The organism is Methylocystis sp. H62 (assembly GCF_015709515.1).
Taxonomy (GTDB): Bacteria; Pseudomonadota; Alphaproteobacteria; order Rhizobiales; family Beijerinckiaceae; genus Methylocystis.
This window is the reverse complement of the sequence record NZ_JADNQZ010000044.1, coordinates 56,531-81,500: the sequence shown is the minus strand read 5'-3', so window position 1 is coordinate 81,500 and position 24,970 is coordinate 56,531. Positions and strand designations below refer to the sequence as shown.

At 58.0% G+C, this 24,970-nt stretch carries 24 protein-coding genes; 13 read left to right on the top strand and 11 right to left on the bottom strand.

Translation table 11 applies throughout. The features are described from left to right. Positions 1-8: 8 nt before the first annotated feature. Together IYY11_RS04895 and IYY11_RS04890 are read right to left on the bottom strand one after the other, a co-directional pair. Positions 9-1,478 carry a response regulator gene (locus IYY11_RS04895; protein WP_154454020.1) on the bottom strand — a complete coding sequence of 490 codons (1,470 nt, stop codon included), beginning with the start codon at positions 1,476-1,478 and terminating at the stop codon, positions 9-11. Beyond that, positions 1,465-6,927 (bottom strand): HAMP domain-containing protein, encoded by a 5,463-nt coding sequence (locus IYY11_RS04890; protein ID WP_124740552.1) that lies wholly within the window; start codon positions 6,925-6,927, stop codon positions 1,465-1,467. Before IYY11_RS04890 ends, IYY11_RS04895 begins: the two co-directional genes overlap by 14 nt. A 1,693-nt stretch (positions 6,928-8,620) precedes the next feature. Between IYY11_RS04890 and smbP the strand changes: the two genes are divergently transcribed. The 5 genes from smbP (at position 8,621) to IYY11_RS04865 (ending at position 12,224) form a co-directional block, all read left to right on the top strand. Beyond that, positions 8,621-8,959, top strand: a complete 339-nt coding sequence (gene smbP, locus IYY11_RS04885) for a small metal-binding protein SmbP (protein ID WP_124740551.1) — start codon at positions 8,621-8,623, stop codon at positions 8,957-8,959. A 766-nt stretch (positions 8,960-9,725) separates the two neighbouring features. Then, complete coding sequence (locus IYY11_RS04880) at positions 9,726-10,442, top strand: RNA polymerase sigma factor (protein WP_245435137.1); 717 nt, start codon at positions 9,726-9,728, stop codon at positions 10,440-10,442. 2 nt (positions 10,443-10,444) lie between these two features. Continuing rightward, on the top strand, positions 10,445-10,690 hold the full coding sequence (locus tag IYY11_RS04875) for a hypothetical protein (RefSeq protein ID WP_018409358.1): 246 nt from the start codon (positions 10,445-10,447) through the stop codon (positions 10,688-10,690). Positions 10,691-10,906: 216 nt separating this feature from the next. Beyond that, positions 10,907-11,272, top strand: a complete 366-nt coding sequence (locus IYY11_RS04870; protein ID WP_124740550.1) for a group 1 truncated hemoglobin — start codon at positions 10,907-10,909, stop codon at positions 11,270-11,272. A 4-nt stretch (positions 11,273-11,276) separates the two neighbouring features. Beyond that, positions 11,277-12,224: a 2Fe-2S iron-sulfur cluster binding domain-containing protein gene (locus IYY11_RS04865; RefSeq protein WP_124740549.1), complete on the top strand. Its 948-nt coding sequence runs from the start codon at positions 11,277-11,279 to the stop codon at positions 12,222-12,224. 268 nt (positions 12,225-12,492) lie between these two features. On the opposite strand, the gene IYY11_RS04860 is transcribed toward IYY11_RS04865, so the two are convergent. From IYY11_RS04860 to IYY11_RS04850, 3 genes are all read right to left on the bottom strand, one after another. Next, on the bottom strand, positions 12,493-12,879 hold the full coding sequence (locus tag IYY11_RS04860; RefSeq protein ID WP_124740548.1) for a hypothetical protein: 387 nt from the start codon (positions 12,877-12,879) through the stop codon (positions 12,493-12,495). 224 nt (positions 12,880-13,103) lie between these two features. Further along, entirely contained in the window at positions 13,104-13,313 is a 210-nt protein-coding gene (locus IYY11_RS04855) for a hypothetical protein (RefSeq protein ID WP_124740547.1), read from the bottom strand. Between the two features lie 659 nt (positions 13,314-13,972). After that, positions 13,973-15,064, bottom strand: a complete 1,092-nt coding sequence (locus IYY11_RS04850) for an acyltransferase (protein WP_164479497.1) — start codon at positions 15,062-15,064, stop codon at positions 13,973-13,975. 316 nt (positions 15,065-15,380) lie between these two features. Between IYY11_RS04850 and IYY11_RS04845 the strand changes: the two genes are divergently transcribed. Continuing rightward, positions 15,381-15,731 (top strand): single-stranded DNA-binding protein, encoded by a 351-nt coding sequence (locus IYY11_RS04845; RefSeq protein ID WP_124740545.1) that lies wholly within the window; start codon positions 15,381-15,383, stop codon positions 15,729-15,731. Positions 15,732-16,526: 795 nt separating this feature from the next. Further along, entirely contained in the window at positions 16,527-16,799 is a 273-nt protein-coding gene (locus tag IYY11_RS04835; RefSeq protein ID WP_124740544.1) for a DNA -binding domain-containing protein, read from the top strand. A 24-nt stretch (positions 16,800-16,823) separates the two neighbouring features. On the opposite strand, the gene IYY11_RS04830 is transcribed toward IYY11_RS04835, so the two are convergent. Continuing rightward, the gene (locus tag IYY11_RS04830; protein WP_124740543.1) at positions 16,824-17,078 is read right to left on the bottom strand and encodes a hypothetical protein; all 255 of its coding nucleotides are present in this window, start codon (positions 17,076-17,078) and stop codon (positions 16,824-16,826) included. Positions 17,079-17,727: 649 nt separating this feature from the next. Between IYY11_RS04830 and IYY11_RS04825 the strand changes: the two genes are divergently transcribed. Next, a complete protein-coding gene (locus tag IYY11_RS04825) occupies positions 17,728-18,105 on the top strand; it encodes a single-stranded DNA-binding protein (RefSeq protein WP_124740542.1) in 378 nt (125 codons plus the stop codon). A gap of 44 nt (positions 18,106-18,149) precedes the next feature. On the opposite strand, the gene IYY11_RS04820 is transcribed toward IYY11_RS04825, so the two are convergent. Both IYY11_RS04820 and IYY11_RS04815 read right to left on the bottom strand, forming a co-directional pair. Beyond that, positions 18,150-18,329, bottom strand: coding sequence for a hypothetical protein (locus IYY11_RS04820; RefSeq protein WP_154454022.1), 180 nt, complete (start codon positions 18,327-18,329; stop codon positions 18,150-18,152). 3 nt (positions 18,330-18,332) lie between these two features. Continuing rightward, the gene (locus tag IYY11_RS04815; protein WP_154454023.1) at positions 18,333-18,866 is read right to left on the bottom strand and encodes a hypothetical protein; all 534 of its coding nucleotides are present in this window, start codon (positions 18,864-18,866) and stop codon (positions 18,333-18,335) included. 21 nt (positions 18,867-18,887) lie between these two features. Here IYY11_RS04815 and IYY11_RS04810 point away from each other — a divergent pair, with 21 nt between their 5' ends. The 5 genes from IYY11_RS04810 (at position 18,888) to IYY11_RS04795 (ending at position 22,996) form a co-directional block, all read left to right on the top strand. After that, a complete protein-coding gene (locus tag IYY11_RS04810; RefSeq protein WP_312029698.1) occupies positions 18,888-20,399 on the top strand; it encodes a DNA cytosine methyltransferase in 1,512 nt (503 codons plus the stop codon). 29 nt (positions 20,400-20,428) lie between these two features. Next, positions 20,429-21,253, top strand: coding sequence for a hypothetical protein (locus tag IYY11_RS04805; RefSeq protein ID WP_210330475.1), 825 nt, complete (start codon positions 20,429-20,431; stop codon positions 21,251-21,253). Further along, complete coding sequence (locus IYY11_RS04800; protein ID WP_124740538.1) at positions 21,246-21,980, top strand: GIY-YIG nuclease family protein; 735 nt, start codon at positions 21,246-21,248, stop codon at positions 21,978-21,980. The genes IYY11_RS04805 and IYY11_RS04800 overlap by 8 nt, the downstream gene beginning before the upstream one ends. Before the next feature lie 138 nt (positions 21,981-22,118). Further along, the gene (locus IYY11_RS22375; protein ID WP_164479496.1) at positions 22,119-22,274 is read left to right on the top strand and encodes a hypothetical protein; all 156 of its coding nucleotides are present in this window, start codon (positions 22,119-22,121) and stop codon (positions 22,272-22,274) included. Beyond that, positions 22,265-22,996 (top strand): phospholipase D-like domain-containing protein, encoded by a 732-nt coding sequence (locus IYY11_RS04795; protein ID WP_245435135.1) that lies wholly within the window; start codon positions 22,265-22,267, stop codon positions 22,994-22,996. The genes IYY11_RS22375 and IYY11_RS04795 overlap by 10 nt, the downstream gene beginning before the upstream one ends. An 85-nt stretch (positions 22,997-23,081) precedes the next feature. Here IYY11_RS04795 and IYY11_RS04790 read toward each other — a convergent pair whose 3' ends face one another. From IYY11_RS04790 to IYY11_RS04780, 3 genes are read right to left on the bottom strand one after another with little or no spacing between them, the layout of a single operon-like run. Next, positions 23,082-23,498 carry a hypothetical protein gene (locus IYY11_RS04790; protein ID WP_124740537.1) on the bottom strand — a complete coding sequence of 139 codons (417 nt, stop codon included), beginning with the start codon at positions 23,496-23,498 and terminating at the stop codon, positions 23,082-23,084. A gap of 4 nt (positions 23,499-23,502) precedes the next feature. Next, the gene (locus tag IYY11_RS04785) at positions 23,503-24,189 is read right to left on the bottom strand and encodes a P-loop NTPase (protein ID WP_124740536.1); all 687 of its coding nucleotides are present in this window, start codon (positions 24,187-24,189) and stop codon (positions 23,503-23,505) included. Positions 24,190-24,200: 11 nt separating this feature from the next. Next, on the bottom strand, positions 24,201-24,599 hold the full coding sequence (locus IYY11_RS04780; RefSeq protein WP_124740535.1) for a hypothetical protein: 399 nt from the start codon (positions 24,597-24,599) through the stop codon (positions 24,201-24,203). Between the last annotated feature and the right edge of the window lie 371 nt (positions 24,600-24,970).

The following is a 24,970-nucleotide window of genomic DNA, read 5'->3' as shown; positions in this document are numbered from 1 at the left end:
GCCCGATATTACTCCACGAGTAGTTCCGCCAACGCCGCGGCAAGTTCGTCTGGCTCTATCGGCTTTGTTAGCACCGGCACATCGCCGAACTCCTGAGCGATCGCGGCGGCATGATAACCTGTGACGAAGATGATCGGCTTGCCGCGATTTCTTAATTCATCCGCTAGCTCATACACGAGTTCGCCGTCGAGATTTACATCGAGCACCGCCGCGTCGAGATATTCGGATAGCGCCTTCCGAGCTTCCTCCACTCGCCCAAAAGGACCAATCACCTTGGCGCCGAGATCCTCGATGACGTGACATGTCATCATGGCGACCATGGCTTCATCTTCCACCACGAGAATGCTGCGCCCGCGGACATGTGGGGCGTCACCTTGACGGCGGCGCTTATCTTCAGACGCGCCCCTGCTAGGCCCGGACACCAGAAAGTGCTCGCTCGGAATTCGGATCAAACATACCAAACCACTCGCCTTCCACTCGCGCTCGATCTGACCTTGCAGTTGTCCCGTGATACTCGTTTCGATGACCTTGGAGCCGAATCCCGCGCGAGATGGGGGGACGACATCCGCGTTCCCTTCTTCGCGCCACTTGAGTTCCAAGCGCTCGTCGCTCAACTGCCAACTGACGGACAGGGAGCCTTCAGAATCTTTCAGAGCGCCATATTTCGCTGCATTCGTCGCCAACTCGTGCAGCACAAGCGCTAGGCTCTGCGCTATCGATGGCGCGATCGAAACCGCCTCCCCTGCAATCTTGATGCTGCTTTGAGCGTATGGAGCGAGTTCTTCCTTCACGAGATTAAGTAAATTGGCGCCACTCCAGCGGCTCTCTGAAAGCAGGTTGTGCGCCGTGGCCATGGCGTGGATACGGCCTCTTACTGCACTAGCAAAATAGAGACCGTCGTCGGCTGGCGTTAACGCTACTATCGATTGAATTACCGCGAGAGCATTACGTGCCCGATGATCTACTTCGTGAGCTAGCAACTCTTGACGTGCGATCGCCGTTTCCAGCTCCGCTGTCCGTTCGGCCACTCGCTGTTCAAGTTCGCTGTTCATGCGAGCCAACGCTTGTGTCTTGATGTGGAGATCAACGAAAACCCGAACCTTTGCACGCAATATGTTTGGAACTACGGGTACCGAAACATAGTCCACCGCGCCTAGCTCGTAGCCTCTCAGGCTGTCCATTTCCGTTACGTTTATTGCAGATACGAATATGATAGCAGTATCGGTGAAGCGCGGATGATCCCTGATCATTTGCGCAAGCTCGAAACCATCAAGATCCGGCATGCAGACGTCAACCAAGATGACGGCGACCTGATTTTCCAGCAATAATTTAAATGCTTCAGTCGCCGAATTCGCCTTCAACAAATTGTGACCTAGCTCATTCAGGATTATTTCATAGCTCAATAGCTTCGCCGGTTGATCATCGACGAGGAGGATATTGACTTTGCCTTCATCAGCGAAACTATCAGCTTCCGTCATTGGCGAACCATAATCGCAGCGTAGACAAGAGCTGCTCAGTGTTTACGGGTTTGGCGAGATAATCGGACGCGCCGGCTTCAAGGCACCTCTCGCGATCTTCGTTCATGGCCTTTGCGGTTAGCGCAATAATCGGAAGACGCTCGAAACGCGGATTCTCGCGCACTGCCTTGATTGTCTGATAGCCGTCCATTCCGGGCATCATGATATCCATAAGCACGAGCGAGATCGAGCTTTGTTTCTCAAGCAGGTCGAGGGCGTCGCCGCCATTGGCAGCTGTAAGTACATTAATCCCTCGACGTTCGAGCAAACTCGACAGGGCGAAAAGGTTCCGAGCATCGTCGTCAACCAGCAAAATCGTCCGGCCGGACATGTCTTCATCGGAACTATGGAGTCGCTCCAACATAATTTGTTTTTCGGGCGGCAAGTCGCCGATCACCCGATGCAAGAAAAGCGCGGTTTCATCGAGCAGACGCTCGGGCGACTCAACATCCTTCACCACTATGCTTTGCGCCATCGTATGAAGGCGCGCATCTTCTTCAGCCGATAGCTTCTTGCCCGTGAAGATCACGCACGGAACGGTCGCGCTTGCGTTCTCGGCATTTAATTGCTGAAGGACGTCAAAACCGGACATGTCCGGAAGGCCTAAATCCAGCACGACGCAATCCCAGTTTTGGCTGCTTAAGGCGTGCAAGGCTTCTTGACCCGATTGGGCCACGACGATCTCCACATCGTCGTATTCAAGAAGGGCGCGAATCGCTGATTGTTCGACCACGCTGTCCTCGATCAAGAGAAGCCTTCGCTGGCGTGGCTTTGAGAAATCGACAATACGTTCGATAGCCGAACTTAGCTCGCTTGCTGTAACAGACTTCGAAATAAAACTATAGGCCCCGCGCGCCAGCCCTTGCTTACGGTCATGATCTATCGTCAGCATCTGCACCGGAATGTGGCGCAATGAAGGATCCTGTTTGAGTCGTGAGAGCACTGTCCAACCGGACAGATCGGGCAGATAAACATCGAGCGAGATCGCCGTTGGCTTGAAGGAACGGGCCAAAGCTACTGCCTCAGAACCAGTGGCAGCCATAATGACTTTGAGACCCTTGTCCCGCGCTAGGTCGGCGAGGATGCGTCGGTAATCCGGGTCGTCCTCTATGATCAGCAAGACGCCGTCGTCTTCGGTGATATTTTCGCGATCATCCTTTTGTGGTGCAATGCTGAAACTGCTGCCAAACGGCGCTTGTGGCATTTGCATCAAGGGCTGTGGATCGACTGATCGCGACGCGCCCGCACCAGCATAGGCAATCGGCAAACAAAGCGTGAATGTTGAGCCTTCTCCCGGGGTTGACCGCAGGTGAATTTCACCCCCCAAAAGAGTGGCAAGCTCCCGGCTAATGGCAAGACCAAGCCCAGTGCCGCCAAATCGACGACTCGTTGAAGCGTCAGCCTGTTGGAACGCCTCGAAGATGATGGGCTGCTTTTCTTGAGGTATGCCGATTCCGGTATCGCGGACGCTGAAGGCGACGACAAGATGCGCTTGCGAGAGCGAAGGGTGTTGCGCGCTCCAGCCTTTCGTCGCGGCTCGCACATCGAACCAAACAGCGCCCGCCGGAGTAAACTTGAATGCGTTCGACAAAAGGTTTTTTAATATTTGCTGAAGCCGCTTGGAATCGGTCACGATGCTGCGGCCAACGTTGGCGTTGACGTTTACCTGGAATGATAAGCCGCGATTCTCAGCCTCGTGCCGGAAGGGTCGCGCTACCCGCTCGATAAGACTCTTGAAGTCTAGCTCCTCCGCTTCGACCGTGACCGTGCCAGATTCGATTTTTGATAGATCTAGAATGTCGGAAATCAGGTTCAACAGGTCAGTGCCTGCGCCATGAATCGTTCGTGCGAATTCTACCTGCCTCTCGGTCAGATTTCCCTGGGGGTTCTCACCGAGCTGTTGGCCAAGAATAAGAATCGAATTCAGTGGCGTGCGGAGCTCATGGCTCATATTCGCCAGAAATTCAGATTTATATCTGGAGGTGAGCGCCAACTCGGCGGCTTTTTCCTCGAGGGCGCGGCGCGCTTGCTCCAGCTCTTCATTCTTTCGCTCGACCTCAACGTTTCGCTCGGCTACCTGTTGAGCCTTCAGCTCAAGCTGCTCATTGGTTTTTTGTAGTTCACTCTGCTGGGCCTGAAGCTCGGCGGCGAGTTGCTGCGACTGCCCCAAGAGCGCTTCCGTCTGCATCGTCGCTTCAATCGAGTTGAGAACTATGCCTATCGACGCGGTGAGTTGTTCCAGGAACATTGTCTGCAGCTCACTAAAGTTGCCGACAGTTGCGAGTTCAATCACCGCTTTGACCTGTCCTTCGAACAACACCGGGAGCACGACGATATTACGGGGCGCCGAACTGAACAACGCCGACCGTATGGGGGCCACATCGGCGGGTAGGTCATTGATCAGGATTCGTCGCTTGTCAGTCGCGCACTGGCCCACGAGTCCTTCTCCGATACTAAGGCGGAGCTGGTGGCTCCTCTCTCGGTCATCGGCGTAGGCGGAGAGGAGACTAAGAATTGGCGGACCGTCGCCGCAGTGCATTTGATAGATGACGCCCTGCTGCGCGCCGACGAGTGGCGCGAGCTCGGAAAGCAATAAGCGACCCACCAAGCTCAGATCACGCTGTCCTTGTAGCATGGCGGTAAACTTGGCAAGATTGGTTTTTAGCCAATCTTGTTCGGTATTGCGATCCGTGGTGAGCCTGAGATTGTCGATCATCGTATTGATATTATCTTTGAGCTCCGCGACCTCTCCACGCGCATCGACTTGGATGAGTCGTGTAAGGTCGCCTTTCGTCACCGCAGTCGCGACGTCAGCGATTGATCTCACCTGTGTCGTGAGATTCGCTGCAAGAAGATTCACATTCCCCGTCAGGTCCTTCCATGTGCCGGCTGCTCCCGGCACATTTGCCTGGCCACCAAGCCGGCCCTCAACGCCGACCTCACGCGCCACTGTCGTCACCTGAACGGCGAAGGTCGCGAGAGTTCGCGTCATACTATTGATGGTGTCCGCCAGCGCAGCTACTTCGCCTTTGGATTTTACGGTAAGACTTTGACTGAGATCCCCTTCGGCGACCGCCGTCACGACTTTGACGATTCCGCGCACCTGCTCGGTCAGGTTTGCGGCCATTACGTTCACCGTGTCCGTTAGGTCCTTCCATGTGCCTGCTACGCCCGGCACCTGAGCCTGACCGCCGAGCTTGCCCTCCGTGCCGACCTCGCGCGCCACGCGCGTTACTTCTGACGCGAAGGCGTTCAACTGGTCGACCATCGTGTTGATGGTTTCCTTGAGCTGCAGAATCTCGCCTTTCACATCAACGGTGATTTTCCGGCTCAGGTCTCCGCGAGCGACCGCAGTCGTCACCTCCGCGATATTACGGACCTGCGTGGTCAGGTTGGCGGCTAGTAGGTTTACATTTTCGGTCAGGTCCTTCCACGTGCCGCCAACACCGGGCACGACAGCCTGGCCGCCGAGACGTCCGTCCGTGCCGACCTCGCGCGCGACGCGCGTGACCTCGCCCGCAAAGGCGTTTAACTGATCCACCATCGTGTTCAGCGTCTCCTTGAGCAAAAGGATTTCGCCGCGCACGTCGACCGTGATTTTTTTCGAAAGATCGCCATCGGCAATCGCGGTCGCCACCTCGGCGATGTTTCGTACCTGAGCCGTCAAATTGCCGGCCATAAAGTTCACATTGTCCGTGAGATCCTTCCATGTCCCCGCGACGCCCGGCACCTGAGCCTGTCCGCCGAGCTTGCCCTCCGTGCCGACCTCGCGCGCGACGCGTGTCACTTCAGACGCAAAAGCGTTCAACTGGTCGACCATCGTGTTGATGGTTTCCTTGAGCTGCAGAATCTCGCCTTTTACGTCGACGGTGATCTTTCGGCTCAAATCTCCGCGCGCAACCGCGGTAGTCACTTCAGCAATATTTCGAACTTGCGCGGTAAGATTTCCGGCCATCGAATTGACCGAGTCCGTCAGATCTTTCCATGTGCCGGCTACTCCCATCACTTGCGCCTGGCCTCCTAAACGACCCTCCGTCCCGACTTCGCGCGCCACACGCGTCACTTCAGAGGCGAAGGCGTTCAATTGGTCGACCATCGTGTTAATTGTTTCTTTGAGCTCCAGAATTTCTCCGGACACGTTTACGGTGATCTTCTTCGAAAGATTTCCGTTAGCGATAGCAGTCGACACTTCGGCGATGTTTCGAACCTGCGCCGTCAAATTGCCAGCCATAAAATTGACGCTGTCAGTGAGATCCTTCCAAGTGCCGCCGACCCCGGCGACGACCGCTTGACCGCCAAGCTTTCCTTCGGTGCCGACTTCTCGCGCAACTCTTGTGACTTCGGAAGCGAACGAGTTCAGCTGGTCGACCATGGTATTGATGGTCTGCTTGAGCTCGAGGATTTCTCCTTTCACATCCACGGTGATTTTTCGCGATAGGTCGCCTCGGGCGACCGCGGTCGTCACTTGGGCGATGTTGCGCACCTGATCCGTCAGATTGCCGCACATTGCATTCACCGAATCGGTGAGGTCTTTCCAAGTACCGGCGACACCCGGCACGATCGCCTGGCCCCCCAGTTTGCCATCGCTGCCAACTTCGCGCGCCACGCGCGTGACTTCTGAGGCAAATGAGCGAAGTTGATCCACCATTGTGTTGATGGCTTCTTTGAGCTGCAGGATCTCGCCGCGCACATCGACCGTGATCTTCTTGGAAAGATCGCCGTTAGCCACGGCGATCGTCACCTCTGCGATATTTCTCACCTGGCTAGTGAGGTTGTCGGCCATAAAATTCACAGATTCTGTCAGCTCTTTCCATACGCCCGTTACCTCGCGAACCTGCGCCTGGCCGCCGAGTTTTCCTTCGGTTCCGACCTCGCGCGCGACCCGTGTCACTTCTGAAGTGAATTCGCGAAGCTGGCGGATCATGGTGTTGACGATCTTCGCGGAACGCAGGAATTCGCCCATCAGGGGGCGTCCCTCAAGCTCCAGTTGCACTGATTGCAGAAGGTCCCCCTGCGCCACGGCGCCTATGACGCGAGTCATTTCGTTGGTCGGCCAAAGGAGATCGTCGATCAGGGCGTTAACGGACGACTCCATTCCTCCCCATGCCCCGGCGTGATTTGCGAATTTTACTCGCTGGCGCGTCTTCCCCTCACGCCCCACGGCTTGGCGGACCCGTTCAAGTTCGACCGCCATCCTGCAGTTGGTGGCGCTTACCTCATTGAGGCTATCGGCAATTTTTCCGATCACTCCATCCCAGTGGCCCGGTAACCGAGTGGCAAAGTCGCCCTCCTTTAAGGCTTGCAATGCCTGAAGGAGTTCCTGGAGTTGATCGTCTGAGACACGGTTTTGACTGTCCCGTTCGCGCCCCAACACGCCGCGCGTCCGGACAGCCGCGGGTTTCGTTGCCATTGAGCTCCTCCTCCCAAGGATGACGATGTCTCTTCATTCCAGATTGAGCAACGACTGTTTCTATACGAAAAATTCGGAATCTACTGGATTAGATTTCAGCTAGGCTAAGCTTAGGGTGAGGACATAATAGCAGGCCCTAGAAAACACCCTGAGCTGGAAGCTTTCGACGCGTCTCACGCCCCTTAATTGCTGGAACGATCTGGGCGCTAGCAGAGGCCCAACCCATGTGGCCTTCTTCTGGATGCCTTTGAGCCGCGTCGGCCTCGTCCGGTTCCGACTTCTCCGTCTTTGCGGAAGCCAGAATTAAGAAGTCGTCGAGCGTCGACGCTACCTTGCTCTTACGCGCCAGCGGAAAATTGCAGGCGGCAAAGGCTTTGGCCGCAACTGCGGCCTGAGACAAAACGCCATAGGAGCCAGGACGAAACACGATCCCATCTGACCATCAACAACGTAATGGATCGACGAACCCCTCTGGTGGCTAAGCCCCGGGCCAAGACGATGATTGCAAAAAATTTCATTCGGCGACCGAGGGATCTGAGACCGCTTTGGCTTCTGACGCTATGCCGTGCACTTGAAAGACGCTCTTCGCCTGAGCGCGCCCCGCCATCGGGTGCCCCCGCCGCCCCGCGCGACGCACGATACCCACAACTCGCCATGCGCCTCCGGGGGGAGTTCCTCGTAGGGGCTCCGCCGATCAGATCGGCGAGACAGCGTTCGATATACTCTCAAATTGCAAGTCGGTCATCATGCGTCAGAGCAGCCAGCCTGATCTTAACCACGCGCGCCGGATAGTCTCACGCAACGATTCTATTCCTCGTATTAGCTTCTCAGCTTTGGTCATCGTTGGGTCCTTGCGGTGCCTGGCCTGCCACGCTTGCCTAGAGGCGCTTCTGCCCTATTTGGTCGGCGTCGCTTGGCGTGTTCAGTATCGAGCGGCTCCTGTAAGTCCTCTTGCCCGCGGCTTCACGGTCGCGGGCTTTTTTCAACTCCGCTCGTCGCGGGTCAACTCGGTTCCAGACTCGGTTATGATAGCGCTCTATTTTTTCGTGTTTTATTGAAACAATGCGACTGCCACACGATTCCTCTTCCTTAAAGCGGAAAACGTTGCGCGCCGTTGCATCCACGGTCGGGTCTTCGCGGCGACGCCGCAGGAGCGCGTCAGATTTCGTGGATTTTCCAAAACGGAAAGCAACCCTCGAGGGGGCCGGAGGGCTTTTTCAGAAAGTTCTGAATAAGGCCGGCCAGGCTTCCACGCAGCCCGCATCTCCTAATAGGTGCTTGATCTTCCGCGTGCCCCCGAAGTTTCCCTCTGCGAAAGCAGCCGCTCGATCTCATGCACGATTTGATCAATCCGATGCAATTCTATGAGATCTACCTGGCCGCTATCTCTGGGCCCTTTCTGCGGCGCGGGTAGCCTGCGCTCCAATATGTGAACGGCGCTCGTTCCACGGCTCTTAGGTAGCGTCGCGGTTTCGGGAAGACTGACAAAATTCGGATAGGCTCAGCATAAGGTATCGATACGGCCTTCCGGCTTGCCCGATCGGTCCCGCGGGCCATCCATTCGTCACCTGCGGCAGGCACCCCGCCAAAGCGCGGCCAGGACGGCGAGATGGAGCCCTTATCCAATCTCGAATTCATGCGCCAGTCATCAATAGTATGATTCCCTTCCGGAATGTTCACGGAGACACTTCCAATGAAACGCAGAATTTTCGCACTCGCGCTGGGTCTTGGTTTCTCGGCATTCTTCGCGCCCCGCCTCGCGCTCGCCGAAGATCATTTGACCGAGGCGATCAGCTACACCGAGGAAGCGATCGACCATGGTAAACGAGGTCACGCGGATGTGTTGGTGACGCACGCCGAAGCCGCGCTCAAGCATGCTGAAGCTGCCGAAAAGGCGATGAACAATCCGCACATTAAGGAAGGAATAATGCAGTTGAAGGCATCGATTGTGGAAGGCAAGAAAGAGAACGCCACCACCGCAATCGGACACGCCATAGAGGCGTTGACCCATTTGGAAGCGGCGCAGAAATAAGGAGCAAGACTCCCCGCCGGTTCATCCACGGTCGCGCCGTTCTCCAGCTGCTCCGCACGAAAAAGCCAGGTCGCCGCCGCCCCCGCTTGCCGGTGTCCGCCAATCTCACCGGCACGCCCTGATACCGGGCATGATCGCCGTGCTTCCGGTAAGACCCTTATAACAGGATTCCATTCGTGCAACCAGCGAGGGCGTGACCGCCGCCACGCCCCGATAATGAGAAAAAAATTTGAGCACGCGGAAAAAACCGAGAAAAAAACTGTTCAACCGAACCGCCTTTGCAGAGAGGCTGCAGTAGGCAGCGATCGACGCCGAGGGAATTCCAGCGCGAGAACTGTTGAGGCAAATCGGCGTGCTTGCTCGTTCCTTGGATCAGTGCCGGCCAATTGGGGCTGCTTCAAGCGCTTAGCAACTAACTGCCGGCCGGAGGTTTGAAACTTCGCGCCGGCAGTCGAACTCTGCAAGCTCACTTGGTCTTCAGCCATTCGTCGGGTTGGCGCCGGCCGCGTCCCGAGCCAAATATAACGCGCGCCCCGGGTCGGTCGGGGGGAGGCCTCCCGATCTGATCGTGAGTTCAGACGGGCTCATCCGCTCGGCGTGCGGGACCGCGTCAACCGCTGGGCGATTTTTCTCGAGCGCCGATCCAAATCTCTTCCGACCGGAGAGGGCTCTCCAAGCGTCGGAGGACCTATGGATAGCGTCGCTTCGATGTTGATGCTAACCTTTGCGCGCAAGCCGTTTTCCTGTCTGTCATCCGTACTGCGAAATGAGACAACGATCAAACGCCGAGTGGTTATTGGCCCTACGGGCAGGCGATCAGAATCAGGCTGTCGCGCTGGCTGAGCTGCGTGAGCTCGTGCTTGGTGCGATCATCAAATTTCTCTCGCGAAATGAAACGCCTGGAGGTTGGTCGCTCGGCCACGATTTGCATCAAACGGCGGAGGACTGCGCCCAGGAGGCCATTATCCTCATTCAGTCGAAGCTCGATCAATTTCGTGGCGAGAGCAAATTTACGACATGGGCCTATTCGATCGCGGTTCGCGTCACTCTTGGGGAGCTTCGACGACGACGCTGGCGGAAGGCGGTCGTGAATAGCGCGCGTCTTGGCGAAGATATGCCGGTCTGGCCGACCGATGCTCCAGAACCCGAGCGTAGTCTGGAACGGCGACAAGCGTGGGCTTTGTTGGTCCGCCTTATCGAGAACTCTTTGACGCCACTCCAGCGAAAAGCGCTTGTCGCTCACGCTTTTCAGTGCATGCCGCTTGATCTTGTCGCCGAGTGGCTCGGCGGCAATCGCAATAGCATATACAAGCTTATTCATGATGCACGAAAACGCCTCAAGGCCGCGCTACTTTCCGAAGGCGTTACGCATCAGGATATCATAGCTACGTTCGACTCGCCCCAGCGCAAAACTTATCTCAGCGATGATGGTAAGATTTTCCCGTCTCAGAGCGTCTCAAATGCGGTTGAGTCCGGAAGCTAGGAATGAAACAAAAGGAATTTGCCCGCCTGCTTGATACGATCTTCGCCGCCAAAAGCGGGGAAGAGATGTCGTGTACGGATTATTTCGATAGTCTACCGCGCTACGCCGAGTTGGAAGCCTCCGGCTTGGACGCCGCCGCCACCCTCCCCGAGGTTCGTCACCACATGCATCAATGTCCCGAATGCGAAGAGGTGTATCTCGGATTGCTGGCGCTTGTGCGCGCCGAAAAGGCGGCCGATCGCGGGTGAGCCGGCGCGCTCGTCCCGGGGCTTATCGATCGAGTCAGCGGCGACATTACGAATTTCGTCACGCTTTTCTTATATGATTGAATTTCCTGCGGGAGGCATTCTCCGAGCGAAAAAATCTCGCCGGTCGAGGTAAGATTCTCCGCGCCGCGGCGTCTAAGTGACGTCCGAGCCGAAAAAGTTGGCTCGCTAAGGTCGGCAACAGGGAGAACGCAAGGCATGTCAAATCTCTACGAGCGCCTCGGGGGCGAGAACGCCGTTAATGCCGCAGTTGAGCTTTTTTATCGCAAGGTTCTCGCGGACGGTCGCATCGCGCAGTTTTTTGACGGCGTCGACATCGATCAGCAAATCGCCAAACAGAAATCATTCCTGACCATGGCGTTTGGGGGTCCAAATAATTACACGGGAGCCGACATGCGCAATGCGCACAAGCGTCTCGTTGCGAAGGGTCTCAATGATTCGCATGTCGATGCGGTAATCGAAAATCTGAACTACACGCTCCGTGACCTTGGCGTGCCAGAAAAAGAGGTTAAGGAAGTCGCGGCGATTGCAAATTCCGTTCGTGATGACGTACTGAACCGTTGATCCGATGCTGAAGTTCGAGGATCGTTCGGTCGAACTCAGGCTAGGTGAAACTGTGCTTGAAGCGCTGGAGCGCGCCGGCATCGACGCGCCTTCGTCGTGCCGGTCCGGCAATTGTCAGACTTGTCTGCATCGCGCGGTCGAAGGCGTCCCTCCGCCAGAGTCGCAAGTTGGCTTGACAGAGGGTCAGAAGGCGCTCGGCTTTTTTCTGCCCTGTGTCTGTTTGCCGACGTCGCCGCTGACGATTACGCGGCCGGAGGACGTCGGAGCGCGTCGGGATGCAGTCATTCGAGCGATTGACCCGCTCGCGCCGGATGTGATCCGACTGCGTGTCGATGCAGATGATTTTGCGTATCGGCCAGGGCAGTTCCTCGAACTTGTCGCGGATGGCGATTTAAGACGTCATTACTCGCTCGCGAGCCATCCCGAGGACGATCCATTTCTCGAGATGCATATCCGACTGTATGAAAATGGCCGAATGAGCCGACGGCTGGGAGAATTCAAGCCGGGCGACCGCTTGCATGTCGCGGGTCCGTCCGGGACATGCTTTTACGAAGGCGTCCACGAGGAGCAGCGCCTGCTGCTGATCGGCGCCGGGACGGGTCTTGCGCCACTCTATGGCGTGTTGCGAGACGCTCTGAAGCGGGGCCATCTCGGTCCAATTCGTCTTTACCACGGCGCACGCAGCCGTGATGGCCTCTATCTTGATGAAGAGCTGAAAGCGCTGAGCCGGACGCGGGCGCATGTCGACTACCGACCATGCCTGCTTGATCCAAATGCTCCGGCCGGAGGAGACGTTGCGGCGACAGCCCTGCACGCAGAGCAAAACGTCAAGGACAGCGCAATTTTTCTGTGTGGCGGCGAAAATCTGGTGAAACGGCTGAAGCGTGATTTCTTCATGCGCGGAGCCAGCATGAAAGACATCCGATCGGATGCGTTCACGCCGCAGGGCTAACGTTTGGCGGATCGGTATGGGGCGAGGCAACAGCTTCAGGATTGACGTATCCGTGACGCCACGCCGCGCGCAGGTTAGCAAGAGTGTATATTCGATCCGTGCCGCCATCGGCCTAGGCGGGCGTCTTCGTGTGTGGACGGACGCGGATTCGAAGGCGCATCGAAGAGGAAGGCGCCGCGACCTGTAGGGGCGCAGAATTTCGGGAACCCCTAGGGGATGCAAGAATGACTCTAGCCCACCGCATCGCAGGCAGCGCGAGAGCCGTGGGTCAAGGGAGTTCGCCGTTTTCTTCGGCACTGCCTCCAACGTAGCTCCCATTAGGTTTCGCGACGCTGACACCAGGGATATAGCCCAACTGCTCATCCAAGGCGGCGAGGGTCCGGAAGGCCGAATCTAGCTCCGCGGTCGCTTCGCTCAAGGCGATGCGGATTTCAGTCAGCCTGCAAATGGCGGCCTGGTCGGCAGCGACGATTTCGGGTCTCACGCGCACAGCCACTTCCTTGGCCTTCGCGATTTCCAAGCGATTGAGCCTTGTAAAAACGTCCTGGCGCGCCGCCGCCGCCTCCTGTTCCAGCGCCTCGGCCCTGGCATATGCTTCGCGATAGCGCTGCAGCGTCCCGACGGCTTTTTTCTCAAGATCCGCCTTCTCGCTCATGCTCTCGTCCCAGGCCATTGGTTCGATGATTTAGACGGAGTTCGGCTGAAGAAACTTTTAACGGCTTCGAGCCGCGCATCTAGTTAAGTCGAATATCCCAACTGGGATAATTCCAAAACCGCATTATCGGATTAGCTCGCTCTCGTCGAGCCCCGTCCACATCGATGTCCAAGACGCTTCGATCGCCTCGCCAGCGCTCGCTGAGATCGTAGCGAAGACGCCGATTATGCCCCGAGCAATTCTCGGGGCTCGGGCCGTCCATCCGGACCAACGATAACTTCAAAATGTTCGGCGCAGATCTCACTTTGTGTGTCGTAAATCTCTGCGACATAGATGATCATCGGCGCTGGCCAGTCCACGCGCGTCGGCCGCTCGGTGAGCGTGAATATCGCGTCATCGACTTCGAAAAGTTCTGAGCTGTTGCATGGGTCCATGACGTCTTCGACGCCCTCAAGATAAGAACTGGCGAGCGATCTTGACCAGTGATATCGGAGGATTAGCGAATGCGATACTTCGTGGTGGAGGTGATCGATTTCATCGACAACGCACCCACGGATTGCCGCCATGGCGCTCGGATCAAGCGTGTAAGCGATATGTTGGAGCGTTTGCGGGTCCTTTTGGCGCGCTCCTTTGGCGGCCTTCCGCGAAACTCGGAAAATTCGTGGGAAGTACAGGCGCAACGACGGACACCAGACGCGTCCATGGTCAGTCCTTCTCTTTCGCAAACTCACATTGTGCCGCATCAAACCAAATGTCCGGTCGTCTCGTGCTCTGAGCGCGTGATCGGTATGCTACAGGAAGCGCTGCAAGCGTTGCGAATTGTTAAGGCGATAATTCGGCAATTGTTCGATGCCAGGCCCCTAAGGCGGCGCGCCTGCGGCTACGTGTTCGAAGCTGTGGAACAAATCTGCGGTCGAACGCGATTGTCGACATGCGTGGACGCCCGTCGTGCTGATGAGCGACATGCGGCTCAAATTGAAATTCTGGGAGTACGCTTCACCGGCAACGCATTCCGTCGAGATTTGTTGAGCCGTGGCGATCGCATTGCAGCGGTACTTTCGCAAGCGCCGTTGCCGCAGAAGAGCGTTCGCCCTCACATGGCGCTCGACCGAATTTTTGCGCGGCTGCTTCTCATTGGCGCTTCTTTAAGAGCGATGCGCGCGCTCCAGGCTCGGCCGAGCTGCGCCGCCGGCTGTACGATCGCGAACTCGACCACGATCGTCGCGGCGGCGATCGCGGCCAGAGCGCCAAAGACAGCAGGCGTTACACCGATCTTGGCGGCAAATGATTCCGCCGCGACGCCGATCAGCGGCAGGTGGACGAGATAGACCGAAAACGACACCCGGCCGGCCCTACGAACGGCATTGCCGACAGGGCCCGCGATGGGCGGGCCTTTAAGGCGTCCCAGAACAACGCCGGCGCTGATCAGCGCGACCAGCGCCCACGCCAACCCCGAGAAGGGGCCAATTGCAATTCGCGCCATCATGGACGCGACCAGACTCCACCATGCAGCCACTCCAGCGGTCACCGGCGGCGCCTTCACCAGCCAGGTGGCGCGCCGCCGCACCTCGCTGGCGAGCGCCGCGCCAAGCAAAAGCGCTTCCGGGCGCAGCGCCCAGAGCAGGGAGCCGTGCGGGTGGGGAATAAGCGCGAGAAGCAGAATGGCTGTGATAACCACGTAGAGCGGCGCGCGCGCTCGCGCTAGCAGAAGCGCTGGCGCCAGGAAATAGAATTGTGCTTCGCTCGCCAGCGACCAGAAGTGAGATGTCGCGAGCGCGTCGCCGCAGCGGGCGTCGATCTCACATCGCGCCCAATGGACGTTGGCAACGAACGCCGACGCCGCCCAAAAGTCGTTGGCGCTCGACGCTGGGGGTTCAAGATCGGCCAGCGCGATCACTGCGAGGATCGTCCACGCCGGAAGCGCGACCCGGGTCACCCGGCGCGCATAGAAGGCCCCGACAACTCGCGTGAAAGTGTTGGCCGATTCTGCCAGATCGGCGAGATTCTGGAAGATCAGGAAACCTGAAATCACAAAGAACAGATCGACGCCGACGCTGAGATCAGGAAGGTTGAGCCAGAACGCGACGATCGATTGCGAGCCGAAGGCGAGCGCGAAATGCGACAGCATCACAGCGCCGATCGCCAAAGCCCGCAATTCATCGAGCGTATCAATCCGTTCCTTCAAACGGCCGTGTCCCTTCTCAGCTTGATCGTGCCGCGTTTGGGCCGAGCCCTGATCGACCGAGCATCCTCGCATCGGCGCCGGCGGCGCCTTTCCTCTTGACCGACCTTGCGGCGGCGTCGAGGCAAAGGGTTCGTGTTTGACTTCCCGCAGGCTGAGCGCACGAAGCCTGCCGCTGCGCGCGGCTTTATGTTAATGCCAAAATCCCTGTTCGAGACAATCACATTATCGCCATGCTTCTAATAAAATGCTAACCGGCGCGCGGCATTTCCGTCGTGGAAATCGGACGATGATCAGTTCGCATGATTGGAGAGACGCAATGAGAACAACCAATCTTTTCATCCTACGAGGCTATGTTGGGCAAGAGCCCAAGGGGTTCGATGATGGCAAAATCGCCAAGATCAGCGTGGCGACGAACCGGAGTTGGACCGACAAGAAATCGCGCGAGCGCATTGAGAAGACCGACTGGGTTACGGTCACCGTCTTGAATGAGCGCGACTCGGCTTTCGTGTTGAAGAATGTCAGGAAGGGCGCGCCGATCTACGCCGAATGTCGCGTTGCTGAAACATCCTATGAGAAGGACGGCAAGACGATTTACGGCGTGGACGTCGTCGCCAACGTTTTCGACCTCTTAAGCCGGACTGATGGGGGTGAAGAAAACGCCGCGTAATCAGCTGCGGCCGACACGTCGGGCATCCAGGCGACCTCAAAACGGGAAGGCTTGGAGATTGCGTTGCGCGCCATGAACCATTCCGTTGAGGACGGTCGCACAGCGGCTGCAAAGCACCAGACCTTCGAGAAGAGTATCGAACAAGGCGTCGTTGATATCTTTCGCCAAACGCTTGCTGTTCAGGTGAAAAGCCGGCATTGATCGTTGTTTAATTTTCGTAATTCACGTGCGACGAGATACGCCTGCATGATTGTGTGCGCGAATTCAAGCACTATCCGTGTTGGCTCGGCTACGGCGCCGATCACAGCGCCCGCCTGTCGGGCTCGCACTGGCCTCGTGTCGGCGCGCGGCGCGCCGTCGCTATGCTCACTCGGACCAGAGGTCGCAATTTTCCGAAAGGCGGGCCGGGTAATAGCCCTTTGGCGTCTCTACGCTCGCATCGGGGACTATGGCCATTCATGCGCTCGCGTAGATTTCCGGCCGGGACGAGACCAACACCCATTCCGCTTTTCGCTCCCTGTCACGTGAACCTCCCCTCGCGACCACCAAGTCGGTCGCGCTATCCATCCTGGCGCTCTGTCGCGGTTCGATTACTGTACGCGACAGGAGCCGCGTGTCGTTCGCACAGCTTGCCCCGATCGCTCGCCAGCCGCTGCATAGCGTCGCGACGCGTGGCTGCGCTTGTCGCTCCGCGCACCCTGAATGCCGCCACATATCGGCGCTATCGGCTACCTTGCGGCTGTAGCCTTACGATGAGCGATCAAAGCATAGGCTGCGCTTTAACGGAGGCCAACCGTGATCCCCAATCAGTCCAACACGGTCGCAGAGGTAGCGCCGACGACGCTCGAGCTGACCGACTACGATCTCTCGCATATGATCGTATATCTCCGCCTGCTCGATGCGGCGCGCGATGGCGCCGGCTGGGAGGAGGCGAGCCGGATCGTCCTCAACATTGATCCCGACGTCGACCGTGAACGTGCGCGGCGCGTCTATCACAGCCATTATGCCCGCGCACGATGGATGACGCAGCAGGGCTATAAGGAGCTGCTGAAAATGCCGAATTCGTGACGACAATTGGGATGCGCCCCGGGGCTAACGCTTCACCCGCTTTTTCGCAGGCTCGGCGCGCGGCGCATCCCAGTAGAAGCTTCGGCCGCCGAGCGCTCCCGTGAAGCGTTCGCCATCGCCGTAAAGTGTAAAAACAACAGTCGTGTTGGGCACCACCAGTTCGAGGCGACGTTGCTCCCGATCATAGCGTATGACGCGCGCCGTCATCGTTTCACCTTCTCTATCGGCGTCCGCTAAAACAATCTCGTTCATCGCAACACCATGCATAAGATCGACCAATATTTGGATAGCCGCCTGCCCCCGCGTCGCGGACAAAGCGCAACGTCGCCCATTCTTCGATTGCGCGCAACAGGCGCATCCCGCGGCGACATGGCTTCGTCTCTTACTCGCTTCCTTACGCTTCGGATGTGCACGCGCCCAAGCCGCGTCGACTGTTTGCGCGGCGTAGGGGCCGTCACTCAATAGGCGCCGGGCTTCTCATAATCAGCCCATTTGAACGACGCGTCATGGCATTATTGATACGGCCACGCGGGATCGATCATGGCCAAGCCAATTCTCGGCATTGCGCGATGGTGTGAGAACGAAGAGGCCCGAGGCTCGGCGGACAATTCGACTGACCTGATTGTGTGTCGAACTTTGCACAGATCTCTCTTGCCATGTCGGGCCTTCGCCCGTTGCTCTTTACTGGCTTGTCTAGCGCCGGCGGAGCCACGTCGGCGCCTGCGCCGAAGAATTTTCCCCTTGCCGCTATGCGGCAATTCCTCGCGCATGGGCGCTGCGCGCCCTTTCAAAATTCTCCGTCGCGGCCGGCGCGCAGCGCTTTGCTTGCCCGCTGCAGCCTTACGGCCTTGCGGCTCTGTGGTCTCCTTACCCCGGCGCTTTCAGACCGCCATCGCATCGGGCCGAGGCCCAACGATAGGAGAGAGAAATGTCGCAGCTCAACACGCACATTCAGGTCGGTCGGGTCGGTCAGCTCAAGGAAGTCGGCGCCAATCTCGTTATCACCGTCTGCTCGAACAACCCCTATAAGAACGGCAATGGCGAGTGGATCGACAATCCCGAGTGGATCGAACATACGATCTTTGCCCGGCAGGACTCGCGCATCAAATGGGCGCGCGAAAAACTCGAATCCGGCGACCTGGTTCAAGTGACGTCGCGCCCGAAGCAGACCGAATGGAAAGCGGCTAATGGCGAGCGCCGGTTCGGCTACACTTTCGCGGTAGAGGATATTCAGCACCTTGCCGACAAGCCGGCGAAGAAGACGGAAGCGCCCGCCGCGAAGCCGCAGGGCAAGAAGTCCCGCTGAAACGCGATCGAGGGGCCGCGCGCGGCCCCTCGATCACATGCAGACTAATTTACAACTTCAGATTGCTCGTCGGGGCGATCAGCAGACGGCGCCCAAGCCTGGCGCGCATTGATCGGCGCGGCGATCTGCTCGCCGCAAGAGACTCTGTCGGCATCAGCTTGGCGCGGCGTGTCGCCACCTTGATCACGAAAAAGGCTAACGCGCCGCTGATCGCTCAAATACATTCATCATCGGGCCTCTTCTTCGCCAGCCGCGCTTCTTTGCCAGGCAGTTTGCGCGAAACGGACGAGATCCATTTCTCCTTGGCCATAAATTTGCGCGAGTCCGCTTTCATCGCAGAGCAGCCCAATGTCGGCGGCCTCGGCGCAACGCATGATTTCAGGCGCCAACTCCTTTGGAAGAAAAAAGGCAACGTAAGGATAGCGCGCTGAGTGGCATCCGCCAAAAGCGCCTGCGTTGCAGCTGGACACAGGGACTGAGCCGTAGGCCGAAATCGCGATTGTCGCGGAGGCGACCCCGACATCCAGCCCCCAGAGTGCGGGTTCGTCGTCGAATGCGGTCGCGCGCTCCTCTTCGAAGGCCGACATTTCCGCTTCGACGTCATCCGCCATCTTCAGGCGGTCAATCACTTTCGTCTCGATATCGAGGGCTGTGCTAACGACGCCCCAGCCGCAGCCCCGCAGATCGCAGTAGGAGCGATTGCCTGCGAGCGCGCCCTCCTCTTCCGCTTGATCGAGCTCCTCGGGCGATATGTCGGCCAAGTCCGCGACATTGAGGTGGCGATGGATCTTTACGGGGAACGAGCGCGGAGCCCAACGCATGGAGGTCACCTGGAAACGAGAAAATTTAAAGTGAGATGGGCTCGATATGCTATCTCGTCGGTTCGGAACATATATAGAACATGCTGGACATGGCGCCAAAAAGGCGCCAGCTTCGCTGCATGCTCGATTCTTCAAAAAATCAGGCGATTCGTCCGCTGGATCGCATCAATCTTCGGTTGTCACCCGAGACCTTCGAGGCGATCGATCAAGCGCGGAGCGCGCGTCCCGGCAATGTCTCCAGAAACACCTGGATTGCCGAGGCCATCAAGGAAAAGCTCGAACGGGACGATGCTCTGGTCGACGACCAAGCCATTGAGCGGAAGCGTCATGCCTAATTTTTATGAGTTTTTTGCCGGTGGCGGGATGGCCCGGGCAGGGCTTGGGTCCGATTGGACATGTCTGTTCGCGAATGATTTCGATCACAAAAAAGGTCTCGCCTATCAAGCCAACTGGGGTACGGGCGGAGAACTCAAGGTCGGCGATGTTCGCCAGGTCACCGTGGATGAGCTGTCAGGATACGCCGACCTGATTTGGGGGTCGTTTCCCTGCCAGGATTTATCATTGGCCGGAGGCGGAGCCGGGTTGAAGGGAGAGCGCTCTGGAACCTTCTATCCGTTCTGGGATGTCATCACGGGGCTGATCGACGACAATCGCGCGCCGAAGATTATCGCGATCGAGAATGTTTGCGGCACGCTGACCTCCCACGGCGGACGAGATTTCGAAGCGATCTGCAAGACCTTTGGCGAAGCCGGATATCGATACGGCGCCTTGATCATCAACGCCTCTCTGTTCGTGCCGCAATCCCGGCCACGATTGTTTGTGATCGGCGTAAGAGACGATGTGACGATAGACCCGTCGCTCCTGTCGCCGGAGCCAATCGAGCCATTTCATACGCTGGGATTGCGCAGAGCCGTTGACAGCGTTTCCTCCCGCGCCCGGAAGAACATGCTGTGGTGGAATTTACCGACGCCGCCGCGTCGCAAGAATTCTTTCGCCGATATCATCGAAGAAAATCCTTTGAGCGTCGACTGGCATACCGCCGCTGAAACCAAGCAAATTTTGGCGATGATGTCGCCTGTCAACAAGGCGAAGGTTGAAGCCGCCAAGCGTTCGGGGCGTCGGATGGTGGGCGGGGTCTATAAGCGCACCCGCCTCGACGAAAATGGCGTCAAGGTCCAACGGGCGGAAATTCGGTTTGACGATATCTTGGGATGTCTGCGGACGCCCGCAGGCGGTTCAAGCCGCCAGACGATCGTCGTCGTCGATGGAAACAAGATTCGTTCGCGCCTGATTTCGTCGCGGGAGACCGCCCGATTAATGGGACTTGATGACGCGTATAAGCTGCCAAAAAATTACAACGAGGCTTACCATTTGACGGGCGACGGCGTCGCTGTCGATGTCGTTCGGCATTTAGCGCGCTATCTGCTTGAACCGCTTCTCGACGTGTGCGCTCCGGCGGAGAAGGCCGCGTGAGCGTTATTCCTTGCGAGCAGGACCCAAGCGTGCGCCAGCAGATCGCAGAATTTGCTGAAGTGCTCAAGACCCAAGCGCATAAACTCGGCGACCACGGGCTTGCGGAAAAAGACTTCTACGCCTCGCCGATTTTCCGCGGCGCTATTCAACAGGTGCGCGGAGAGTTTGCCGCAGCGATGCGAGGTAAGCGGGAGTTCGTCCAGCATGTTCTCAATCACATGGAGGACCGAGGCTTCATCGCGGGCTGGGACCGCGCCAAGCGCGGCGTGTTGCATGACTATGTTGTGACGCTACCAAGCAGACGAACGGCAATCATCGACCTGAAAGGCTGTTTGGATGGCGACAACTCGAAAATTTTCGAGCGCCCGGAAGGCGCAGATGAATTTATCATTTGGAGCCTGTGCACCAATGTCGGCGCCGACCCGCGGCGCAACGCCTGGTCCGGGGTTCATACGCGCATAAGCGCTCAGATCATCGCGCGCAATCAGCGCGTCGATGGCCTCGTCATCTGGGATATGGTGTGTGGAACGATCGGACGCGCCTGTCCGAAGCTGTTGGGTGAGAGCGATGCCAGAACGACAGTGATCGGTCCTTTCTGTGCGCCGCCGCCGTGCATCTATCTTTTCCCGTCTTCCATACCCTCTGCTGAGGCGCCGAAAGTCGGCGCGCAATCACTGCTGACCGTCGAACTCCTCGCTGCATTCCATTCCTGCTTTGGAGGTCGCGATAACGAGATTAATCATGTCAGCTTCGAAATCGCCTCGCTCGGCGATGAGACGATGCGGCGCACGACGATCGAACGAGGAGGCGTGGTGGAGCATTCCTCCGACATGACGGCGATCCGACATGCCTAATCCGAACGAGCCCGCTCCTCGTCGCGATCCCGATTTCATAAACTTTCCACCGTTCGAGACTGAGGATCTGCGAGCCAATCTGGCGAGGTTTCTGGATACATCGTTCGAAGAGGCCGTGGGGCAGACTCGCCGTGTCGGGAATTACAAATGGGGCGTCTACGCCTTCTTCGATTATGACGGCGAACCGATCTATGTTGGGCAGACGAATGAGATGCTACGCACGCGCATTCGTCGTCACCTGACCAATCAACGCACTGATGCTGTTGCCATGTCAGTGCTTGACCCGTTCGAAGTGCTCGAAATCGAGGTCTGGCCGCTGCCACAATATCAGGAGACAAGTGGCAAGGATGCTGACGCGCGCAAGCACCTGGATGCTTTGGAGCGATTGATCACGCAGCGCGCGGTTGATCGGTCAGAGTTCAAAGCGATCCTGAACGAGAAGGATCCACCGCCTGGGTCGCTCGTCGTCGAAGCGCCCCGATCTTTGCGCGCGAGAATCGTTTCCGATCGCGTTTACGAGCTCCGATCACATCCCGATTTTCGGATCGCTCGAAGAGCGCTCATTATTTCGCGGCTTGCTCAGGTGATCTCCGAGCGAAAGGTCCAGGGTGGATTACGACGCGTATTGCTGACACAGGCCTTGCGTCTTCAGTGGTTGGCGTCGCGTCGCTATGACGCGCTGGGTGGCGCTGCGTCGGTTGAGCAAGAAGGCGATGAAGATGGTTGACCGCGTGCAGCGAAAATATTTTGGATTTCGGTGACAAATTGGAGCCGTCGTCCTGACTTGCCGCTCCCACAACACGCCTGCCATTGTGACTTCGTCGTGTGGAGGCGGGTCGGGATCTGCTCGTCAAAGGATACGTCAATGGATTGGCGAGGACAACAAAACCGAGAAGACGACGAGGAAGCGCGCTGGCGGCAGCTTCCATTCCGCGAGCGCTATAACTGGCGGGTTGTATTCACATCGATCGGCTCGGCCATCGTCGTCCTCATTTTTATCATCTGGAGCCAGTGGCAGTGATCCACCGGCGCTGGTTTCGGATCGTTGTTGGCGCTTCCCTCCTCTGCGGCATCGGCTTCTTGCCCGTGCGCGCCGGCGATGTGGAAATCCACTACGCGCCTGATGAAAACCTTGAGCGCATCGACGTCGACCTGATCCGCTTGGCGCGCGCGAAGATCGACATGGCGGTCTACTCGCTCACGGACTGGGCCGTCGTCGACGCGTTGATCGAGGCGCGCCGGCGCGGGGTCGCCCTCCGCATCGTCCTAGACCCAGGCCAGCAGCACGCGCTCGACCGGCTTCGCTCCATTGCCGACGATGTCCGGATGAAACCGGCGGGCGCATACATGCACCTGAAGTCCTATGCCGTCGATGGGCGCCTTCTTCGGTCGGGATCGGCCAACCTGTCGGCCTCCGGGCTCAGGCAGCAGGATAATGATCTCGTCGTTCTACACGACCCGTCTGCGGCGAAGTCCTTCGAGGCGCGCTTCCAGCAGCTATGGAATGTTTCCCGGCCGCTTCCCAACTCTGCCGCTTACGCCGAGCCGGCGTCAAAGGACGCGCCGACGCCGTCCAAGGACTGCGCCATCAAGGGCAACGTCAACCGCAAGGGCAAGAAAATCTTCCACGTACCCGGCAGTCGCGACTACGCCCGCGTCACCATCACGGGCGCCGAAGAACGTATGTTCTGCTCCGTGGCGGAAGCGACAGCGGCAGGCTGGAGGCCGGCGGCGGGAAAATAGCGACGGTGTACGGACTGGCCTCGGTCATCATCCCTGTCGAGTTCGCATCCCTGCAACCCGTTGTCGATGACAGCCGGGGCGCCTCTTACGGCGCCAGCGCGCGCCCAATCGCGATTCCGGTGACGACGAGGGCCGCGCCAACCGCCATCCCATAGGCGAGCCACTGCGTCGCCTGCCGTCGCGCCACGTCTCGCGCGACGTCTTGCGCCGCGAGCGCGACGGCGCGGGCGAGGTCGGCCTTGGCCTGTTCGACCCCGGCGCGCATTTGCGCGTCCGCCGTCTCGCGCGTGCGCGTCATGATGGCCGCCGCCTCGGTGGCAATCGCCTTCGGGAACTGGCGATAGAGGCTGTCGTAATATTGAAGCGCGAAGATGACGAGCCACAGCGCGTCATTGTCGCGAAGCCCGAGAACTTCCTTCACACGACGAAGCTGTCGGCGTTCTGTTTCCGTCGCCGTCCGGCCGATCAGCTTTTCAAAGCCGGTCGCGTCGTGGGCTTCCATGCCATCAGCCATTCGGCACGACCGCCGAAAAGACGCCATCGACCTGCGCGAGCCAACGTTTCAATTCGGCGCGATTGCCGATCGGCATATCGGCGAGCGCCTTTCGAATGCTGAGGCGCTTGCTGTAGAGGTCATCGCTCACACGGTCCGCCATATCTGGAAAGAGGATGCTCTTGCCGCCCCTCCCCTCGATCGCTTTGCGCGTCTTCGAGCCGTTATAGAGCTCGAACTTCTCATCCGCGCCGAAGTAGCCGTTCTTGACGACGTGAACGGTCGAATTGGGGATCGCTTCGAGAAAATCCTGCAATAGCTCCAAGGAGTCCCGTTGACGATTGACGACCCACAAGGTCACCAGGCGCCGCTTCAGTTCATCGAGGGTGCCGCTCAGCGTGACGCCGTAGGCCCCTACCCCCTGGTTGTTGCGCGCCGCCGTATTGACGATAACGGTCTTGTCCGCGTTTTCGTCACAGAGATTGACGAGCCGAATCCAGCCGTCGGCATCGTCCAGATTGACACCCTCGCACGGGATCTCTTTCTCATAGTTCTGCATGACGTCAGGATTTGACGTGTCGGCATCGACCACGACAACCGCCTCGCCGCGCGCCGTGAGAAAATGGATGAGCGCCATTGTCACCATGGACTTGCCGACACCGCCCTTGCTGCCGCCGATCATGTAAATCGCCTTATCCATTCGCCGATCTCCTAGATTTCATCGCGGTCGCGACGCACGCGGAAGGACGACGCGCGCGGCACAGGTTCAGACTCGATGGTCCCGGTGGATACGGGCCTTGTAATTTCCGATGACGTAGGCACCCGCATTTTCCCATTCGCGCGGAAGGGATGGCTTCCCCGCTTAGAGCCGCGCCGGGCCTTTTGTTCGGCAAGCTGTCTCAGCACCCGAAATAGCGAGGGAGCCGAAATCATAATGCCCTGCTCTCTGAGGTAATCGAGAAGTTGAGCATTCGTCAGTCCGCGGCCTTTCGCCTTCATCAAAGGCCCATAGATCGCGCCAATTTGTTCGCGCAGCGTGAGCCGACGGTTCGGCTTCAGCGCGTTAATCCCCTCCTTCAGACGCTGCAGGTCCTCACCGGTGAGCTTCATGCGAGCCTCTAATAAAATGGCAACTATTTAGACCCACTCCCTTCCTTACGCAAGACCTTTATGACAACGATGCGAGAGCATCTTGGAGATCGAGCTAATATGCGCCTGATGCGACGGTGAGAATTTTATGCGAGTCCGCTGGGTCTCTGTGTGAGACGCTTTCGATGTTGATCTAAGAGCCTCGTGAGACTCTCTTGATAGTGCGCTGAGAGTGTTCCGAGACTGCTTTGAAAACCGCACAAAGCCTCGAAAAACGTTGAGAAAATGAGGGTTTTGCCGTATACAAAGCGAAGAGTGGTGATGAGTGGCAGGATAGGGATTTTGTGAAACAAAATCTGTATGTGCGCTCGCCGCGCCGGCCATGTTCGCGT

Excerpts from the sequence above, each read along its gene's own strand:
- IYY11_RS04825 (WP_124740542.1), top strand. The coding sequence starts at position 17,728 with ATGTCGCAGCTCAACACGCACATTCAGGTCGGTCGGGTCGGTCAGCTC.
- IYY11_RS04785 (WP_124740536.1), bottom strand. The coding sequence starts at position 24,189 with ATGGATAAGGCGATTTACATGATCGGCGGCAGCAAGGGCGGTGTCGGC.
- IYY11_RS22375 (WP_164479496.1), top strand. The coding sequence starts at position 22,119 with ATGGATTGGCGAGGACAACAAAACCGAGAAGACGACGAGGAAGCGCGC.
- IYY11_RS04870 (WP_124740550.1), top strand. The coding sequence starts at position 10,907 with ATGTCAAATCTCTACGAGCGCCTCGGGGGCGAGAACGCCGTTAATGCC.
- IYY11_RS04855 (WP_124740547.1), bottom strand. The coding sequence starts at position 13,313 with ATGGACCCATGCAACAGCTCAGAACTTTTCGAAGTCGATGACGCGATA.
- IYY11_RS04780 (WP_124740535.1), bottom strand. The coding sequence starts at position 24,599 with ATGAAGCTCACCGGTGAGGACCTGCAGCGTCTGAAGGAGGGGATTAAC.
- IYY11_RS04845 (WP_124740545.1), top strand. The coding sequence starts at position 15,381 with ATGAGAACAACCAATCTTTTCATCCTACGAGGCTATGTTGGGCAAGAG.
- IYY11_RS04810 (WP_312029698.1), top strand. The coding sequence starts at position 18,888 with ATGGATCTTTACGGGGAACGAGCGCGGAGCCCAACGCATGGAGGTCAC.
- IYY11_RS04800 (WP_124740538.1), top strand. The coding sequence starts at position 21,246 with ATGCCTAATCCGAACGAGCCCGCTCCTCGTCGCGATCCCGATTTCATA.
- IYY11_RS04895 (WP_154454020.1), bottom strand. The coding sequence starts at position 1,478 with ATGACGGAAGCTGATAGTTTCGCTGATGAAGGCAAAGTCAATATCCTC.
- IYY11_RS04880 (WP_245435137.1), top strand. The coding sequence starts at position 9,726 with ATGAGACAACGATCAAACGCCGAGTGGTTATTGGCCCTACGGGCAGGC.
- IYY11_RS04790 (WP_124740537.1), bottom strand. The coding sequence starts at position 23,498 with ATGGAAGCCCACGACGCGACCGGCTTTGAAAAGCTGATCGGCCGGACG.
- smbP (WP_124740551.1), top strand. The coding sequence starts at position 8,621 with ATGAAACGCAGAATTTTCGCACTCGCGCTGGGTCTTGGTTTCTCGGCA.
- IYY11_RS04860 (WP_124740548.1), bottom strand. The coding sequence starts at position 12,879 with ATGAGCGAGAAGGCGGATCTTGAGAAAAAAGCCGTCGGGACGCTGCAG.
- IYY11_RS04820 (WP_154454022.1), bottom strand. The coding sequence starts at position 18,329 with ATGTATTTGAGCGATCAGCGGCGCGTTAGCCTTTTTCGTGATCAAGGT.
- IYY11_RS04875 (WP_018409358.1), top strand. The coding sequence starts at position 10,445 with ATGAAACAAAAGGAATTTGCCCGCCTGCTTGATACGATCTTCGCCGCC.
- IYY11_RS04865 (WP_124740549.1), top strand. The coding sequence starts at position 11,277 with ATGCTGAAGTTCGAGGATCGTTCGGTCGAACTCAGGCTAGGTGAAACT.
- IYY11_RS04890 (WP_124740552.1), bottom strand. The coding sequence starts at position 6,927 with ATGGCAACGAAACCCGCGGCTGTCCGGACGCGCGGCGTGTTGGGGCGC.